The 15967-nt window shown below is 68.8% G+C and carries 19 protein-coding genes; all 19 read left to right on the top strand.

Annotated elements, in window-relative coordinates:
- Nucleotides 1-156 precede the first annotated feature (156 nt).
- The 19 genes from ACT53R_RS00145 (at nucleotide 157) to ACT53R_RS00055 (ending at nucleotide 15965) form a co-directional block, all read left to right on the top strand.
- Nucleotides 157-1290, top strand: coding sequence for a tetratricopeptide repeat protein (locus tag ACT53R_RS00145; RefSeq protein ID WP_476169812.1), 1134 nt, complete (start codon nucleotides 157-159; stop codon nucleotides 1288-1290).
- A gap of 12 nt (nucleotides 1291-1302) precedes the next feature.
- Nucleotides 1303-1566, top strand: a complete 264-nt coding sequence (locus ACT53R_RS00140) for a flagellar biosynthetic protein FliQ (protein ID WP_476169811.1) — start codon at nucleotides 1303-1305, stop codon at nucleotides 1564-1566.
- 2 nt (nucleotides 1567-1568) lie between these two features.
- Nucleotides 1569-2345, top strand: a complete 777-nt coding sequence (locus tag ACT53R_RS00135) for a flagellar biosynthetic protein FliR (protein ID WP_476169810.1) — start codon at nucleotides 1569-1571, stop codon at nucleotides 2343-2345.
- A gap of 6 nt (nucleotides 2346-2351) precedes the next feature.
- Complete coding sequence (locus tag ACT53R_RS00130; protein WP_476169809.1) at nucleotides 2352-3422, top strand: EscU/YscU/HrcU family type III secretion system export apparatus switch protein; 1071 nt, start codon at nucleotides 2352-2354, stop codon at nucleotides 3420-3422.
- A complete protein-coding gene (locus ACT53R_RS00125; protein ID WP_476169808.1) occupies nucleotides 3419-5482 on the top strand; it encodes a flagellar biosynthesis protein FlhA in 2064 nt (687 codons plus the stop codon). The genes ACT53R_RS00130 and ACT53R_RS00125 overlap by 4 nt, the downstream gene beginning before the upstream one ends.
- Nucleotides 5483-5489: 7 nt before the next feature.
- Nucleotides 5490-6182 carry a flagellar hook-basal body protein gene (locus tag ACT53R_RS00120; RefSeq protein ID WP_476169807.1) on the top strand — a complete coding sequence of 231 codons (693 nt, stop codon included), beginning with the start codon at nucleotides 5490-5492 and terminating at the stop codon, nucleotides 6180-6182.
- Between the two features lie 28 nt (nucleotides 6183-6210).
- Nucleotides 6211-6969, top strand: coding sequence for a flagellar hook-basal body protein (locus tag ACT53R_RS00115; protein WP_476169806.1), 759 nt, complete (start codon nucleotides 6211-6213; stop codon nucleotides 6967-6969).
- 11 nt (nucleotides 6970-6980) lie between these two features.
- Nucleotides 6981-7679, top strand: a complete 699-nt coding sequence (flgA, locus tag ACT53R_RS00110) for a flagellar basal body P-ring formation chaperone FlgA (protein ID WP_476169805.1) — start codon at nucleotides 6981-6983, stop codon at nucleotides 7677-7679.
- Nucleotides 7680-7755: 76 nt separating this feature from the next.
- The gene (locus ACT53R_RS00105) at nucleotides 7756-8337 is read left to right on the top strand and encodes a flagellar basal body L-ring protein FlgH (protein WP_476169804.1); all 582 of its coding nucleotides are present in this window, start codon (nucleotides 7756-7758) and stop codon (nucleotides 8335-8337) included.
- 5 nt (nucleotides 8338-8342) lie between these two features.
- Entirely contained in the window at nucleotides 8343-9476 is a 1134-nt protein-coding gene (locus tag ACT53R_RS00100) for a flagellar basal body P-ring protein FlgI (RefSeq protein WP_476169803.1), read from the top strand.
- Nucleotides 9477-9490: 14 nt separating this feature from the next.
- Nucleotides 9491-9853, top strand: coding sequence for a flagellar basal body rod protein FlgB (locus tag ACT53R_RS00095; RefSeq protein ID WP_476169802.1), 363 nt, complete (start codon nucleotides 9491-9493; stop codon nucleotides 9851-9853).
- 2 nt (nucleotides 9854-9855) lie between these two features.
- Nucleotides 9856-10233 (top strand): flagellar basal body rod protein FlgC, encoded by a 378-nt coding sequence (locus tag ACT53R_RS00090; protein WP_476169801.1) that lies wholly within the window; start codon nucleotides 9856-9858, stop codon nucleotides 10231-10233.
- The gene (gene fliE, locus ACT53R_RS00085) at nucleotides 10233-10544 is read left to right on the top strand and encodes a flagellar hook-basal body complex protein FliE (protein ID WP_476169800.1); all 312 of its coding nucleotides are present in this window, start codon (nucleotides 10233-10235) and stop codon (nucleotides 10542-10544) included. The genes ACT53R_RS00090 and fliE overlap by 1 nt, the downstream gene beginning before the upstream one ends.
- 57 nt (nucleotides 10545-10601) lie before the next feature.
- Nucleotides 10602-11957, top strand: a complete 1356-nt coding sequence (fliF, locus tag ACT53R_RS00080) for a flagellar basal-body MS-ring/collar protein FliF (RefSeq protein ID WP_476169799.1) — start codon at nucleotides 10602-10604, stop codon at nucleotides 11955-11957.
- Nucleotides 11954-12409, top strand: coding sequence for a hypothetical protein (locus ACT53R_RS00075; RefSeq protein WP_476169798.1), 456 nt, complete (start codon nucleotides 11954-11956; stop codon nucleotides 12407-12409). The genes fliF and ACT53R_RS00075 overlap by 4 nt, the downstream gene beginning before the upstream one ends.
- Complete coding sequence (locus ACT53R_RS00070) at nucleotides 12406-13110, top strand: FliH/SctL family protein (protein WP_476169797.1); 705 nt, start codon at nucleotides 12406-12408, stop codon at nucleotides 13108-13110. Before ACT53R_RS00075 ends, ACT53R_RS00070 begins: the two co-directional genes overlap by 4 nt.
- Nucleotides 13107-14438: a FliI/YscN family ATPase gene (locus ACT53R_RS00065; protein WP_476169796.1), complete on the top strand. Its 1332-nt coding sequence runs from the start codon at nucleotides 13107-13109 to the stop codon at nucleotides 14436-14438. Before ACT53R_RS00070 ends, ACT53R_RS00065 begins: the two co-directional genes overlap by 4 nt.
- Nucleotides 14435-14890: a hypothetical protein gene (locus ACT53R_RS00060; protein WP_476169795.1), complete on the top strand. Its 456-nt coding sequence runs from the start codon at nucleotides 14435-14437 to the stop codon at nucleotides 14888-14890. The genes ACT53R_RS00065 and ACT53R_RS00060 overlap by 4 nt, the downstream gene beginning before the upstream one ends.
- Nucleotides 14883-15965, top strand: coding sequence for a hypothetical protein (locus tag ACT53R_RS00055; protein WP_476169794.1), 1083 nt, complete (start codon nucleotides 14883-14885; stop codon nucleotides 15963-15965). Before ACT53R_RS00060 ends, ACT53R_RS00055 begins: the two co-directional genes overlap by 8 nt.
- Nucleotides 15966-15967 lie beyond the last annotated feature (2 nt).

Raw genomic sequence — 15967 nt, 5'->3', positions numbered from 1 at the left:
ACGCGAAGCAAAAAAGCAGATGGAGCGAAATCATTCCGGCGCGATGGCGCCATTCTCTGGTTTCGTTTCCTGATTCAGGGGCTCGATCGACTTTCTCCACGAAACGAAAGTCGTTGGGTTGATGTCCATGGAGAAATCATTCGCATGACAGCCGACATGTCGTCGGTCGCGCGTCTGCGCGGCCATTTCGAGCACGACCCGGAAAACCCGGACCTCGCCTGCGCGCTCGTCGATGCCCATTGGGCAGCCGGCGACGCCGATGGTGCGCGTGCGTTGCTTGCCACGTTTTCGCAATCCGTTTCCGATGCCCCGGGGGTGCGTTTCCGGCGTGCGCGTGCCGCGCTGATCGGCGGTGCGTATGCGGAAACGGAGGAAATCCTTTCCGCAATGGTTGCCGTCGGCGAGGATGGGGCCGCAGTCCGCCACGACCTCGCGTTCGCGCAGTTGTGCATGCGCAGGACGGACCATGCGATGGCAACGCTCGATTCCGCGATCGACCGCTTCGGGGCCTCGCCGCAGTTGCTCGTCCTTCGCGCGAGGATCGCCGCCATGCGCGGGGAATATGCGCTTGCCGCGTCGGCGGCGGCGGATGCACTCGCCCTCGATCCGGAAGATGCCACTGCCCTCGGTGTGATGGCGCTTGCGCAACTCGACGGCGCGGAAGAAGCCGCGGCGGAAAAGGCCGCGCAGGCCGCGCTGGTGCGCGATCCTGCCCAGCACGAAGCCCTGCTCGTGATGTCGACGCTCTCTCTCTGGCGGATGCAGCTCGATCTTGCGCAGGCGTTCCTCGATCGGGCGCTCGCAGGTCATCCGGGGTCGGGTCGCGCGCTGTCCGGGCTGGGCCAATGGCTGATGCTCCGCAACGATCTGCCGCAGGCGAGGGAAACCCTGGAGCGTGCCGTGATCGCGATGCCCGATCACATCGGCACCTGGCATGCGCTGGCATGGGCCTGCCTGCTGCAGGGCGGGATCGACGAAGCCGAGCGCTGCTATCGCCGGGCGTACGACATCGACCGCAATTTCGGCGATACCCACGGCGGACTCGCGCTGGTCGCAGTCCTCCGCGGTGACCTGGACGAAGCCGAACAGGCGTTGCGTCGCGCGTTGCGCCTGGATCCCGATGCGCAGACGGCGCGCTACGCGCAGGCGCTGCTGCTTGAGGCGCGTGGCGACCACGCGGCGTACGAGGCACGGATCGCGACGCTGTTGCCGGATCGGCAGGCGACCGGGATGAGCGTCGCCGATTTCGCGCAGCGGCTCAAGGTCGTGCTGACCGGTGCCGGGCGCTGAAACGGAAGGATCATGGACGCCGACCTCGCCCTCCGCCTGATGTCCGACATGCTGCTGTCGGCCGCAAAGCTTTCGGCGCCGTTGCTGCTGGCGACCCTGGCCGTCGGCCTGGTGATTTCGATCATCCAGGTCGCGACCCAGATCCAGGAAATGACCTTGACGTTCGTGCCCAAGCTGATCGTCGTGATCGCGGTGTGTCTGGGTTTCGGGAGCTGGATGCTGTCGGTCGCGGTGGAAATGGCGCGTCGGATGTTCGAGATCGCGGGGGGACTGTGACCATGCCGCAGACGTCGTCGCTGGAATTCCTGGTGGGTGGGCTCGCGCTGTCGTTCATCCGCTACGCACCGGCGATCGTGCTGCCGGCACATACACCATTGCGCTGGGCGCCCGGAATGGTGCGCATCGCGCTGGCGACGGGACTTGCATGGCTGACCGTGCTGGCGGCCGGAGAGGATGCGTTGCGCGCCATGCCGCACGACGTCGGTGGCTGGATTCGTGCCGGTCTGGGCGAATGCCTGGTCGGCATCGTCTTCGGGCTTGCGCTCATGATTCCGCAGGCGGCACTGCACAGTACCGGGTGGCTGCTCGATGTCCAGGCCGGCCTAGGATCGGCCACGCTCTTCAATCCGGGCATGGAAGGCGATCCGCAATCGCTGCTCGGAACGGCGGTTTCACTGGTCGCGATCGTGTTGTTTTTCACGCTGGACCTGCACCTTGACCTCTATCGCGGTCTCGTGGCGAGCGTGCATTGGCTGCCGCTGGGGGGCGCGACGGCCCGTCCCGACGTGGATGCGTTCATGGGACTGCTGGGCAACGGTTTCCTGCTGGCCATGTCCGTGATCGCGCCCGTGTTGCTGGGTCTCTTCGCCCTCGATGTTTCCGTTGCCTATGCGACCCGCGCGATGCCGCAGGCGAACGTCTATTTCCTCGTGTTGCCGCTGAAGGTGCTCGTGGCACTGCTGCTGTTCTCGGCCTCGCTACGCTTTGCGCCGGAACTGTTGTCGAGACTCTATCGGGACGCCTTCGGTCGCGTGCCCGGCCTGCTTGGGGGTTGATCGCGAATGTCACAGGCAGACCAGGACAAGACCGAAGAACCGACACGCCATCGCCTCGATGAAGCCCGCAAGCGTGGCGAAGCGGCGAAAAGCATCGATGCCGCTGGCGTGGTGCTGATGGCAGTGGCTGGGTCGATCGTCGCTCTCACGGGCGCCGACATCGCGTCCCGGCTGGCCGATGCCAGCCGGCGCATGATCGCAGTGGCGGGCGAGGGGGTTTCGGTCGATGCCGCTTTCCTCGCCAGTGTCGGCGACGTCTATGCGCCCGTGCTTCGTGCCGCCGTGCCGCTGGGGCTTGGATTGCTGGTGGCGGCCGTCGTCGGGCATCTGTTCCAGACCGGCCCGATGTTCACGCTGCATCCGCTGAAACCCGATTTCAAGCGGATGAACCCGGCCCAGGCGTTCCGTCGCATCTTTTCCTTCCGGACGTTGTGGGAACTGGGCAAGCTGGCGGCAAGGATGTTGTTGCTCGTGGCAGTGTCCTTGCCGTTGCTGTGGAAGCTCGGTGCGTTCGCGGAATCGGTGGTGACGACCTCTCCGTGGCGCTATGGCCGCCTGCTGGGCGACACCTTCGTGTCCGCTTCGCTTTACACGCTCGTCGTGCTTGCCGCGGTCGCCGCGCTCGACCTCCTGTTCGCGCGTCGCGAGTTCACGAAGAAGATGCGCATGAGCCGGCGCGAACTGCGGGACGAGATCAAACGACGCGACGGCGACCCGGCTGTGAAGTCCAAGCAGCGGCAGCAGATCCGCGAGTTGCTGAAGAAGACGCGTGCGCTCGGGCGCGTCCGCGATGCGGACGTGGTGCTCACCAATCCGACGCATGTTGCCGTGGCGCTGCGCTATCGCCCCGGTGAAACACTGGCGCCGATCGTGCTGGCGAAGGGCGCGGACCTGATCAGCGCGCGCATCCGCTCGCTCGCCGGTCGACACGCCGTACCGGTCGTGCGTTCGCCCGCATTGGCGCGCGCGCTGTATGCGGAGTGCGAGATCGACGGCATGGTGCCCCCGGAGCGCTACCTGCAACTCGCGCCGGTCTATCGTGCCCTCTGGGCGGCGCGTGCGGAGGCGAAGGCATGAGGGAGCTGTTCGCCCAAGTGTGGTCCGGCAAGCGCGACCTGGCGTTGATCGTGCTGGTCCTCGGCGTCCTGGCCGTGCTGTTCGTGCCCATTCCCTCGCCGGTCCTCGATCTGTTCCTGGTCGCGAACATCAGCATGGCACTGCTGATCCTGCTGGTGACGTTCTTCACCGACACGCCACTGCGTTTCTCGACCTTCCCGACGATCCTGCTGCTGTCGACCCTGTTCCGGCTCGCGCTCAACGTGTCGGCGACACGCTTGATCCTGGAGGGCAAGGATGCCGGACGCGTGATCAACGCGATCGGCGAGTTCGTGGTCGGCGGTAATTACGTGGTCGGCGCGGTCGTGTTCCTGATCCTGGTCGTGGTCCAGTACGTGGTCGTGACCAGTGGTGCCCAGCGCGTGGCCGAAGTCGCCGCGCGATTCACCCTCGACAGCATGCCTGGCAAGCAGATGAGCATCGATGCCGACATGAACATGGGGTTGATCGACGAGCACGAAGCGCGCCGCCGTCGCGCCATGATCGAGAAGGAAGCCAATTTCTACGGTGCGATGGACGGTGCGACGAAGTTCGTCAAGGGCGATGCCATCGCCGGCATCATCATCATCCTGATCAACATCGTCGGTGGACTGGCGATCGGCATCGCCCAGCTCGATCTTCCGTGGGCCGAAGCAGTGCGTCGCTTCACGCTGCTGACGATCGGTGACGGCATCGTGACCCAGATCCCGTCGCTGGTGATCTCCGTGGCCACCGGCGTCATCATCACCCGGGCCGCTGCCGACGCGCAGCTCGGCACCGAGATCCCGCGCCAGATCCTCGCCAATCCGCGGGCGCTGCTCATCGTCGGCGCATCGCTGCTGCTGGCGCTGCTCCTGCCCGGGTTCCCGAAGCTGCCGGTGGCGATCGCGCTCTTCGCGCTTGGCGGACTGGTGTGGTTGAGCCTGCGCATGGCACGCGAGCAGGCCGAGGATGCGGGCAACGACACCGGCCATGCCGCGACCGAAGGCGGCAAGCCGGGTGACGAGCTCCAGCAATGGTTGCGGATCGAACCGCTGGAACTGCGCCATGGCGCCGCTCTGGCGCCGCTCTTCGGCGACGATGGCGACTTCCAGGAGCGCGTGGGCACGCTGCGTCGGCAGATCGTCCAGGACTCCGGTTTCGTGATGCCGAAACTGCACGTCGGCCTGCGTGCGGAACTCCCGGCCAATGCCTACGAAATCCTGTTCCATGGTGGTCGCGTAGGTGGCGGGGAGCTGTTGCTCGATCATCTGCTGGCGATCAACCCGGGCGGTCCTAGAACGAAGCTCGACGGTCCCGAGACGCGCGATCCAGCGTACGGGTTGCCGGCGCAGTGGATCGCGAAATCCCAGCGCCAGACGGCGCGACAGGCCGGCTACACCATCGTCGATCCCGACACGGTGCTGGTGACCCACCTCGGCGAGCTGATGAAGCGCCAGTCGGCGGAGCTGCTCACGCGCGCCGGCGTCGAACGCATGTTGCAACGGATGCGCGAGACGCATGCCTCGCTGGTCGATGAACTGGTGCCCGGCGTGATGAGCTATTCCGATGTGCAGAAGGTGCTGCAACTGCTTCTTCGCGAGCAGGTCGGCATCCGCAACCTCGAAGCGATCCTCGAGACCCTGGTCGATGCAGGCAAGACTATCAAAGGCGCAGAGGATCTCGCCGAACGTGTCCGCGAACGGCTGGGTGCGGCGATCTGCCAGGCACACCGCGATCCGGGCGGCGACCTGCACGTGCTGACGTTGTCGCCAGAGTTCGAACGCGCGCTGCTCGCGAACGTCCGCGGCAGCGGCGAATCGCGCGGTTCGCCGTTCGCCGAAGCAGGACAGCTCGACGCTTTCATGAAGACGTTGGTGCGGCAGGCCGAAGCGATGATGGCGCGCAATCTCTCGCCCGTGGTGCTGTGTCCTTCGCCGGTGCGACGTCCGTTGCGCAATCTGCTGCAGCGCTCGATGCCCTACGTGGCCGTGATCGGCATCAACGAGGTGCCACCGAGCCAGTCCGTGCGTTCGTTCGCTTCCCTCCCGTCCGCCGCATGAGTCGCCCATGACCGATCCCGTGCAGACCCTATCCCGCAGCCTCGGCGCCGATGTCCGGACGCTGTCGTCGGTCAGCCAGAACGTGGCCAACATGCATACGCCTGGCTATCGCGCCGTGCGTGCCGTGCCCGTGTTCCAGCCCGATGCCTCCGTTGCGGAATCCGCATCCGTCGTTTCCACCGCATTCGACCAGCGTGACGGTGTGCTCGCCCAGACGTCCGGGGCGCTCGACGTGGCCTTGCGCGGTCCCGGTTTTTTCGTGATCGAGCGCGATGGTCGTGCGTTGCTCGCGCGTTCCGGTGCCTTCCGCACGGACGACGAGGGTCGACTCGTGACGGCGACCGGCGATGCGGTGATGGGGTATTCCGGCGAGCTGCGCCTGCCTGCGGGCGAGGTGCGCATCGGTCGCGACGGGCAGGTGTCCGTCGGCGCCACGAATGTCGGGCAATTGCAGATCGTCGCAGTCGGTGAGCCGGCGCGCCTGCATCCTGCCGGCGACGGCGCCTATGCCTACGACGGTCCGTTGGCCGAGTGGCGCGGTGCCGTGGTCCAGGGGGCATTGGAGCACGGCAACGTCGATGCTGCGGACGAGACCGTGCGCCTGATGGAGCTGACCCGCCATGCCGAGTCCGTCCAGCGTGCGATCTCCGTCTACGACAAGGCGATGGAAACCGGCATCAACCAGATCGGCGGCAACTGAGCCGTCCCCACGACAGGAATACATTCCCATGATCGACGCCCTCTACATTTCCGCCAGCGGCCTGCGCAGCGATCAGAAGCAGATCGACGTCATTTCCAACAACGTCGCGAACCTGCACACGCCGGGTTTCAAGCGCAGCCGCGTGAACTTCGTCGAGGTCGCGTCCGCCGCCGTGGGGGGCAGTGGCGCCCTCGATGCCATCGGCGATGGCACGCGCGTGCATTCGACCTCGACGCTGTTCGGTCCGGGCGATTTGCGCGCGACCCGTAACCCGCTGGATCTGGCGATCGACGGCGCGGGCTTCTTCGAGTTCGAGTCGGAAACCGGCGAGCCGGTCTACAGCCGGGACGGTCAGTTCCGGGTCGATGCCGAAGGCTATTTGGTCAACGTGCAGGGGTTGCGGCCGACCCATCCGATCCAGATCCCGCCCGATGCGGTGAAGATCGAGATCGCCGCCAATGGCGACGTCACGGCGCAGCTTGGCGGCACCACCGAACGCAGTCTGCTGGGCACGCTGGAGCTGACCGCGTTCGCCGCGCCGGATGCCTTGGTTGCGATCGGCGACAACCGCTTCCGTGCAAGCGACGCCGCCGGTGCCGCCAGCTACGGGCGTCCGGGCGATACCGGTTTCGGCCACGTCCAGTCCGGGTACGTGGAAATGGCGAACGTCGAGCTCGTCGACGAGATGTCGTCGCTGGTGCTGGCGCAGCGGAGCTACCAGCTCAATGCGCGCGTGCTGCAGGCGGCCGACCAGATCCTCGAAACCATCAACAACCTGCGTCGCTGACGGACATGACGATGCCGATGCAGGCCCTGTTCGCCCTGGCGCTCGCCGCCGCGCCGCCGACGACGTTGCCGGCCGAGCGCATCCGCGAGGCCGTGGCTTCCGCCGTCGACGCACGGCTGCGCGAAGCGGAAAGCTCGGCGCGGATCGTCGCGATCGACGGTCTGCGCGATCAGCTGCTGCCCGCCGGTCGGTCTTCGATCGCGGTCGATGCGGTCGCCGGCCGCTGGCCGCGTGCGCGGGCCGGCGTGCCGGTACGGTTGATGGTCGATGGTCGCCCGGTGCGCACCGTGACGGCGTGGGTCTCGCTCGGCGATGTGCGCAAGGTCCTGACCTACGCGGAGGCGGGCGCCGCGCGCATGCCGGCCGCGACCCTGCGCCTGCTGCCGGCCGAAGTGGACATGACCTGTTGTGCATCGCCGCCGGTGCTCGATCCGGCCGGCATCGCCGCGCTGCGCCTGCGGCGTGGGGTTCGCGCCGGTGAACCGGTGCTGGAGTCGGATTTCGAGCCCTTGCCGGCGGTCGCCGCGCACGCGCAGGTCGAGATCGAAGTGGAACAAGGAGCGGTGCGCCTGCGCACGCAGGGCATCGCATTGACCGACGGCGGACTCGGCGAGCGCGTGCCGGTCCGCCCGGAAGGCGCGCAGTCGGTCGTGGCCGCGCGCGTGATCGCAACAGGCAAGGTGAGGGTCAATGATGCTTCTCCGCAGTGAACGACGCATGCGCCGTCCTCGCAGGCACACGAGCATGGCCGTGTGCGCGCTCGCGCTCGCGTGCGTGGGCGCAGCGATGTCGTCGACTTCCGCCCGGGCGGCATCCGATGCAACGGCATCCGCGGGCCATCACGCGTTGCCGACGGACAGCCTGATCGACCCGGCGCGTTACCGCAGTCTTGCCGCGGATCATCGTGCCAACGGCCCGGGCGATCTGATCACGATCTACGTGCAGGAAACCACCCGCGCGAAATCGCAGGCGGCGACCGAAGCCAGTCGCGATGTCGGGCTCCAGGCCGGCGTGCATTCGCCGACGGCGTCCTTCGACGGCAGCGTCGGCTACGCCGGTGGCGATGCCGCCGGCGCGCAGACCACGCGGGTCGGGGAGTTGCGCACGCAGATCTCCGCACGCGTCGTGGGCGTCGATGCCGACGGCAACCTGCGCATCGCCGGCGACCAGTCGCTGATGGTCAACGGCGAGCGTCAGCGGATCCGCATCACTGGCCTCGTCCGTCCGGCGGACATCGATGCCGACAACGCCATCTGGTCGCATCGCATCGCCGGGGCCGACATCGAACTGGTTGGCGTGGGCACCGTCAGCGCATCGCAGCGCAGGAGCGTGATCTACCGCGCGCTGGAATGGCTGGGGGTGCTGTGATGCGCATGCTCGTTTCCCGCCGCGCCCTGGCGGCGATGTCCTGCGCGGTGCTGCTGGCGTGGCTGCCCATGGCTTCGACCTCCGCGGCAGAGGCGAAGATCCGCGACATCGCGCGCATCGCCGGCGTCCGCGACAACCCGCTGACGGGGTACGGACTTGTGTTCGGCCTGTCCGGATCGGGCGACTCCTCGCGCAATCGCGCGACGCTCCAGTCGATTGCGAACACGCTGCGCAATTTCGGCGTGAACGTGACCGAAGGCGACATCGCCGGGCGCAACGTCGCGGCGGTGATCGTCACCGCGCGATTGCCCGCGTTCGCCGAACCGGGCCAGAGCGTCGACGTGCAGGTGGCCTCTGCGGGCGATGCGCGCAGCCTCGCGGGCGGCACGCTGATGCAGACGCCGCTGCAGGGCCCGGACGGGCGCCTGTATGCGCTGGCCCAGGGCGCGCTGCTCAGCGGCGGCTACCAGTTCGAGGGCGAGACCGCGTCGGTGCAGAAGAACCACCCCACCGTGGGCCGCATTCCCGCGGGCGCGGTGATCGAGCAGGCGTCGCCGCTGCGCGTCGCCGGCGGCGGGCGCGCGCTGAGCGTGCTGCTGGACGAGCCGGACTTCACCACCGCCAACCGCATCGCCGCCGTCATCCGCGACGCCGTGCCCGCGGCCTCGGTGCATGCCGAACATGCAGGCAAGGTCGTCGTCGAATATGCGGCGCCGCCGTCCAGCCTCGTCGCCGAGATCGCGCGGATCGAGAACCTCGGCGTGGTGCCCGAACGTCGCGCCCGCGTGGTGGTCAACGAGCGCACCGGGACGATCGTCGCCGGCGGCGACGTGCGCCTTGGCGCGGTGAGCATCTCGCACGGCAACCTCAAGGTCGAGATCCGCACCGATTACGCCGTGTCGCAACCGGACGGCGTACTCGTCCGCCCGGGGCCCGGCATCGGGACCGCCGTGGTGCCGAAGACCACGATCCGCGTCGACGAAGGCGACGCGCCGCTGGTGCGCGTGCCCGAAGGCGCTTCGGTCGCCGACCTGGTCGCCGCGTTGCGCGCCATCCGGTTGGGGACCCGCGACGTGATCGCGGTCATGCAGTCGATCAAGGCCGCGGGCGCGCTCGACGGCGAACTCATCATCCAGTAGGGGAAGACAGAGGCATGGACAACACCATCGACGCGGTCCGGCTGGCGCTGGGACTGCATACCCTGCGGGCGCAGGTGGCGACGGCCAACGTCGCCGGTGCCGGGCGCCCGGATGCGATCGCCCGGCGCTACGACTTCGCCAGCGTCGAAGCCGCGCTGCGCGGTGCCGCGCACGCGGGTGATGGCGTCGAGCAGGCCAGCTGGCTGCAGGCCGCCGGGACCGCGCTGCACGACCTGCGTCCGACGCAGGATGGCGAGATCCGGCTCGATGCCGAAATGGCGGAGATCGCCGTGGCCTCGATGGATTACCAGTCGCTGACCGAGGCGATCGGCCGGCATTTCGGGCTGATGCGCATCGCGATCGCGGGGAGGGTCTGAACATGCCGACGGCATCCGCACTCGAAGCCGCCCGCGGTGGCATGGACTACGAACGGCTGCGTCTGGAAGCCGCGAGCCGCAACATCGCCAATGCCAATACGCCGATCGCGCCCGGTGCCTCCGGCACGCTCTGGCATGTCCGCGGCGCTCCGGATTTCGCCAGCGCGGCGCTGGACGCCGGCGTGGCCGAGGTCCGCCAGGTCTACGATCCCGGCCATCCGATGGCTGGCGCCGACGGCATGGTCCGCTATCCCGCGGTCGATCTCGTCCAGGAGATGACCACGCTGATGACGGCCAGTCGCGGCTACGAAGCCGATGTGCGGGCGTTCAATTTCCTGCGCGGCATGCATGCGCGCGCGCTCGAGATCGGAGGCAAGTGATGGCCATCGAACCGATCACGGCGCTCGGTGGCCTGTCATTGTCCGGCGACATCGTCGCCCCGGATCGCATCGCGGCGACGGGTGTCGGTGACGTCGATTTCCTGTCGACGATCGGCAAGGGACTTGAGCGCGTCGATGCCAGCCTGCGCACGGCGGACGACGCCGTGCGCGCACTTGCCGCTGGCGAGAACGTGCCCCTGCACGACGTGATGATCGCGATGGAGCGCGCGCGCCTCGACCTGATGCTGGCGGTCGAGGTGAGGAACCGGCTGGTCGAGGCGTACCAGGAACTCAATCGCATGCAGTTGTGACGGACGTGACGGTCGCCGCCTCGCGGCGGCGCTTTCGCGCCCCCAGGATATGGAAACATGACGCTCATCAAATTCTTTCATTCGCTTGAACGCAGTGCGCGGATCGGCCTCGTCGCCGGCCTCGTCGCGATCCTCGCGTTTTCCGTCGCCGCGGTGTGGTGGCTCGCCACGCCCCGGCAGCAGTTGCTGTTCGGCGGACTCAAGGAAGCCGATGCAGCCGAGATCGTGAAGGCGCTGGACGAATGGAAGGTGCCGCACGCCATCGTCGACGGCGGTGCCGGCATCGAAGTGCCTGAAGACGTGCTCTACGAAACCCGGATGCGACTGGTCTCCGCAGGCATTCCGCGTGGCGGCGCGGTCGGCTTCGAGCTGTTCGACGATTCCGATTTCGGCGTCACCGAATTCGCACAGCGGGTGAACTACCAGCGCGCGCTGCAGGGCGAGATCGAGCGCACCATCGACGCGTTGCCCGGCGTGGAGAACGCCCGCGTCCATCTGAGCATCCGCCGGCCGGGACTGTTCGTCGGCGACCGCGAGCAATCGAAGGCTTCCGTGGCGCTCAGCCTGCGGCCGGGCGAACGCCTGGGCCCGCGGCAGATCCGCGGCATCCGCAGTCTCGTTGCCGGCGCGGTCGAGGGGCTGGCGCTGGAACAGGTGAGCATCGTCGATGCCGCCGGCAATCTCGTCGCGGGCGGCGAGGGCGCCGCTGCACAGAGTTTCGAGGCCCGTGACGACGAAGCCGCGCGGGTCGAAGCGCGGATCCAGTCGCGCGTGTCCGAACTGCTGGGACAGGCGCTGGATCGTGACGATTACCGCGTGTCGGTCGACGTGCGCATGAACTTCGATGCCGTGCGCCGTGTGGACGAAAGGCCGATGACCGACGATGCGGTCGTCGTGCGCAAGCGGGTGGGTCCGCGCGAGGACGCGACCGGAGAGGTTGCGGGTGGCGGCGAGGACGTCGAATACCGCCATGGCACGGTGCGAGAGGAAACCGCCGCGGCGCCGGGCAGGATCGAGCGCATTTCGGTGGCGGTGGTGCTGCCCGTCGGTGTCGACGACAGTGAGCTGCAGCGGATCGAACCGCTGGTGTCGGCAGCGGCGGGCCTGGACGAAGCCCGAGGCGATCGGCTCGAGATCTCGCGGCTCGGACGCGATGCGGAGCGTGGCGGTGCGGCTGGCGCCCCCGTCGCGACGGCGGCGCGCGACGATGCGCGCACGCCGGTCCGGATCGGGTTCGAGGCCGTTGCATGGCCGGCGTGGACGAAGATGGCGCTGCTCGTGGCGGTCGGTCTGCTCTCGGGCCTGATCCTGGGATTCGGTCTGCAGCGTCGCCCCGCGCGGCTTGCGGCCGCCGAACGCGAGGCCGTGCTCGGCAAGCTCCGCGCGTGGCTGGCGGAGGGCACGCCGCCATGACGACGACCGCGACCACGCCCGGGCAGCGCAAGGCGGCGCTGCTGCTGTGCACGCTGCGGGGTGACGATCGCCGCCGGCTGCTCGCGCGGCTGCCGCGCGCCGCCGCTGCGCCACTGCGCCGGTTGATCGCCGAACTCGATGCCATGCCCTGGCCCGTGGCTGAACTGGCCGACGAACTGCTCGCGGAGGAAGTGCTGGGCCTGACCGCGCGCAATTCGCCCGATCTCGAACAACTCGTGGCGCTCTCGCAGCGTCTGTCTCCGGCGTGGTTCGCACGTGCGCTCGCCGCGTGGCCGGGATTGGACCGCAACTTCTGTCTCGCCCTGCTCGATCCATCGGTCGCGGTCGACGTGCGGCGGGAATTGCTCGTGTTGCCGGTGCTGCCGCCGCGATTGGCCGATGCACTCAAGGCCGAGGCCATGGCATTGCTCGACGACCGGGAGGCTGCATGAGCGGTGCGCGTTTCGAACGCGTGGGCGACGACGCGCGGATCATCGGTCTCGGCGAACTGCTGCGTCCGCGGCCGGCCGTGCCCGCGCCGCAGGCGGTACCGCCCGCGCCCGATCCGCGCCAGTTGCTGGAGGCGGAGCGCAAGCGCGTGCTCGACGCCGCGCGCGAGGAAGGGCTGGCCGCAGGGCTTCGCGAGGCCGAGGCTCGCATCGAGACGCGTGCCCGCGCCGCCGAGGCGGCGGCACGGGACGCACATCGCCGCGAGACCGAGCGCCTCGCCGGCGCCGTGCAGCGGCTCGAAGCGCTGGTTGCGGCCTTGCCCGACGAGATCGCCGCGCTGGACCGACGCAACGAACCGCTCGTGGTGGAGGCGGTGTTCGCCGCCACCGTGCGCTTGGTGGGCGAGGTCGCTTGCGACGGCGCGCGGGTGGTCGATGCCTGCCGGGCCGCACTCGCCGCACATCAGACGCGACCGGCGGTGTTGCGCGTCAGGCCCGATGCGTTGACCGCCGTGCGCGACGCCTTGCCCGAGGCGTCCGCGGACGCATTGCGCATCGAAGGCGACGCCCGGCTTGGCCCCCTGCATTGCCGGATCGAGAGCGCCTCCGGCGTGTACGAAAGCGCGCTGGAACAGCGGCTGGACGCATTGAAGCAGGCGTTGCTCGACGCACTTGCGCCGCCGGACGGCACGGAGCACGCATGACGTCGTTCGCCGATCGCCTGCAGGCCGGCATCGCTCGCCTTCCCGCGGGGCGGGCGCTGGGCCGGATCGTCTCCTGCAACGGCCTGGTGATCGAGGCCGCGGGCCCCGATGCGCGTCTGGGCGAGCTGTGCGAGATCGAGGCCGCGGACGGTTCCGGCGCCACCTTCCCGGCCGAGGTCGTCGGTTACCGACGCGAACATGTGCTGCTGATGCCGTACGCGCATCTCGCCGGGATCTCCACGCGCAGCCTCATCCGTCCGACCGGCAGGCCGCTCGCGGTGCCCGTGGGCGAGGCCCTGCTGGGCCGGGTGGTCGATGCCTTCTGTCGCCCGCTCGACGAGGGCCCGTCGATCGCGTTCGATGCGGCATACCCGCTGCACCGTGCGCCGATCAATCCGCTCGACCGGGTGCCGATCGACACCGCGCTGGACACCGGCGTGCGCGCGATCGACGGATTGCTGACGCTGGGCATCGGCCAGCGTGTCGGGATCCTGGCTGGCAGCGGCGTGGGCAAGAGCACCCTGCTGGGCATGCTGGCGCGCCAGGTCGTCGCCGATGTGACCGTGCTCGCGCTCGTCGGCGAGCGCGGACGCGAGGTCGGCGAATTTCTCGAACACGCCCTGGGCCCGGAAGGCCGCAAGCGGTCGGTCGTGGTGGTCGCGACCTCGGACGCGCAGGCGCTGGTCCGCACCCATGCGGCGCATGCGGCGCATGCGATCGCCGAATATTTCCGCGATCGTGGCCGCTCGGTGTTGCTCGTGGTCGATTCGATGACCCGCTTCGCGATGGCACAGCGCGAAATCGGCCTGGCGATCGGCGAACCGCCGACGTTCCGCGGCTACACGCCTTCCGTCTTCAGTCGCCTGCCGACGCTGCTCGAGCGCTGCGGGCGGTTGCGTTCCGGCGGTGCGATCACCGGCATCTACAGCGTGCTCGTCGAAGGCGACGACATGAACGAGCCGGTCGCCGACCACATGCGGGCGATCCTCGACGGGCACATCGTGCTCGACCGCACGCTGGCGGCCCGCGGCCATTTCCCGGCGATCGACGTCCTCCACAGTGCGAGTCGCCTGATGGGGCAGGTCGCGTCGCCGCAGGCACAGGCCGTGGCGCGCGATGTCCGCAAGCAGATGGCGGTGTATGCGGCCTCGCGCGACCTGATCGAACTCGGGGCGCATCAGCGCGGCGTGAATCCCGCGCTGGATGCGGCCATCGACGTGCAGGCGCCGATCGAGGCCGTGTTGCAGCAGGATCCCCGCGATTTCACGCCGTCCGCGGACACCGGGCGCCGCTTCGCCGCTGCATTGCGGGCCGGAGGTGGCGCATGAGCGACACGGCGCTTGCGGCGGTGTCCACCCTGTTGCGCTGGCGCGCGTTCCGCGAAGCCCTGGCCGAGCGCGACCGCATCGCCGTCGCGGCAGAGCTTCACGAAGCCGGTGCTCGTCGCGACGAGGCGCAGTCGGTCGCGGCAGGGGTTGCCCGGCATCGCGAGGCCTTGTTGTCGGCGCCGAACGTCGATCTTGGCCTGCTGCAACGCGTCGCGGCCTGCGAGACGCGCGCCCTCGACGATGTGCGCGATCGGCTCGACGCTCTGGCGGCCTGCGAACAGCGACACGATGACGCGCGCGCCGCGCATCTGCGTGCGCGCGCCGATGTCCGCGTGGCCGAGACCCGGCAAGCCCGTCTTTCCGCCGAAGCCGCCGACCTGGAGGAGAAACGCATGTTCGACCGGATGGCGTCGTTGGTCGCCGCCGGCGGTGGAGTCCAGGCCGATGATTGACCGCCTCCCTGCCTTTTCCGCACCGCCGGGCTCGCCGACGCTGTCGGCATCGAAGGAGAACGCTTCGACGTCTGCTCCTGCGTTCCTCCCGTGGGCGCTGTCTGGCGGGATGGCATCACCGTCGAGCGGCACCGAACCGGAACCGGGGGCACCTGCACCCGGGACCATCGCTGTGGAGGCGGGCGCAGCCGTGCCGATGATTCCGCTCGCTCCCGGGACTGCGCTCCCGTCGGCATTCCCGGGGAACGCGGCGTGGCTTGCGCCGGCAGTGCCAAGCGCAAGCGTCGCTTCCGAGGCGATGCCCGCGATTTCCGTGCCGCAGCTTGCCGGCAGCGTGCCCGCATCTTCCACGTGGAGGCCCGGCGAAGTGCCTTGTGGTGCGCATGTTGCGGGCATGAACGTTCCGAACGGGTGCTCTCCCACGACCGGACTGCATGCGCTGTCGCCCCCCGACGTATCTGCACTGCCTGCAGGACCGGGGGATCGCGTGTCCGTCGCCGGTACGTGGTGGCATGCGGAGCTGCACTTCACTGCGACAGGCAGCGGACAGGACATCGTGATCGTGCCGTTGCGGCTGCGTGCCGTGGGTACGCTGGCGCAGTTGTCGGAAGCCGCGACGGGATTCGTTCCGCCATCCGTCCTCGATGCGGCGATGGCGGTCTCCGACGATGCTCGCGTGGCTGCCCGCGCCTCGGTGCCGGAGATCGCGCGGCTCGCCGATGGTGTCGCGGCAGGCGAGGGCACCGCGGTCATCGAGATGCAGGCACCCGCGCTGCTCGTGCCGAGGCAGGACGAGATGGAGGCGTCCGACGGGGTCGCGGCATCGCATGCCGGGACGCCGGCGGATGCCGCGAACTGGCTGGCCCGCTGGGTCGGCTGGATCCAGCGCACGGGTCGGCCTCCGTCGCTCTGGCTGCGTGATTACCGACTCGATCCCGACGATGCGCGCCGCATGGCCGATGTGCTGCATCGCGCCGCGACGGCCGACGGCATCGTCCTCGAACGCATCGTCGTCAACGGCCGCGAGCTTTGGCGCGATGCGCAGGCCCGTCCTTTCCACGAACCCCGGGAGTGATC

The organism is Lysobacter sp. DMC104 (assembly GCF_056313665.1).
Note: the sequence above shows the minus strand (reverse complement) of the source record. Positions and strands in the feature narration are given on the sequence as shown.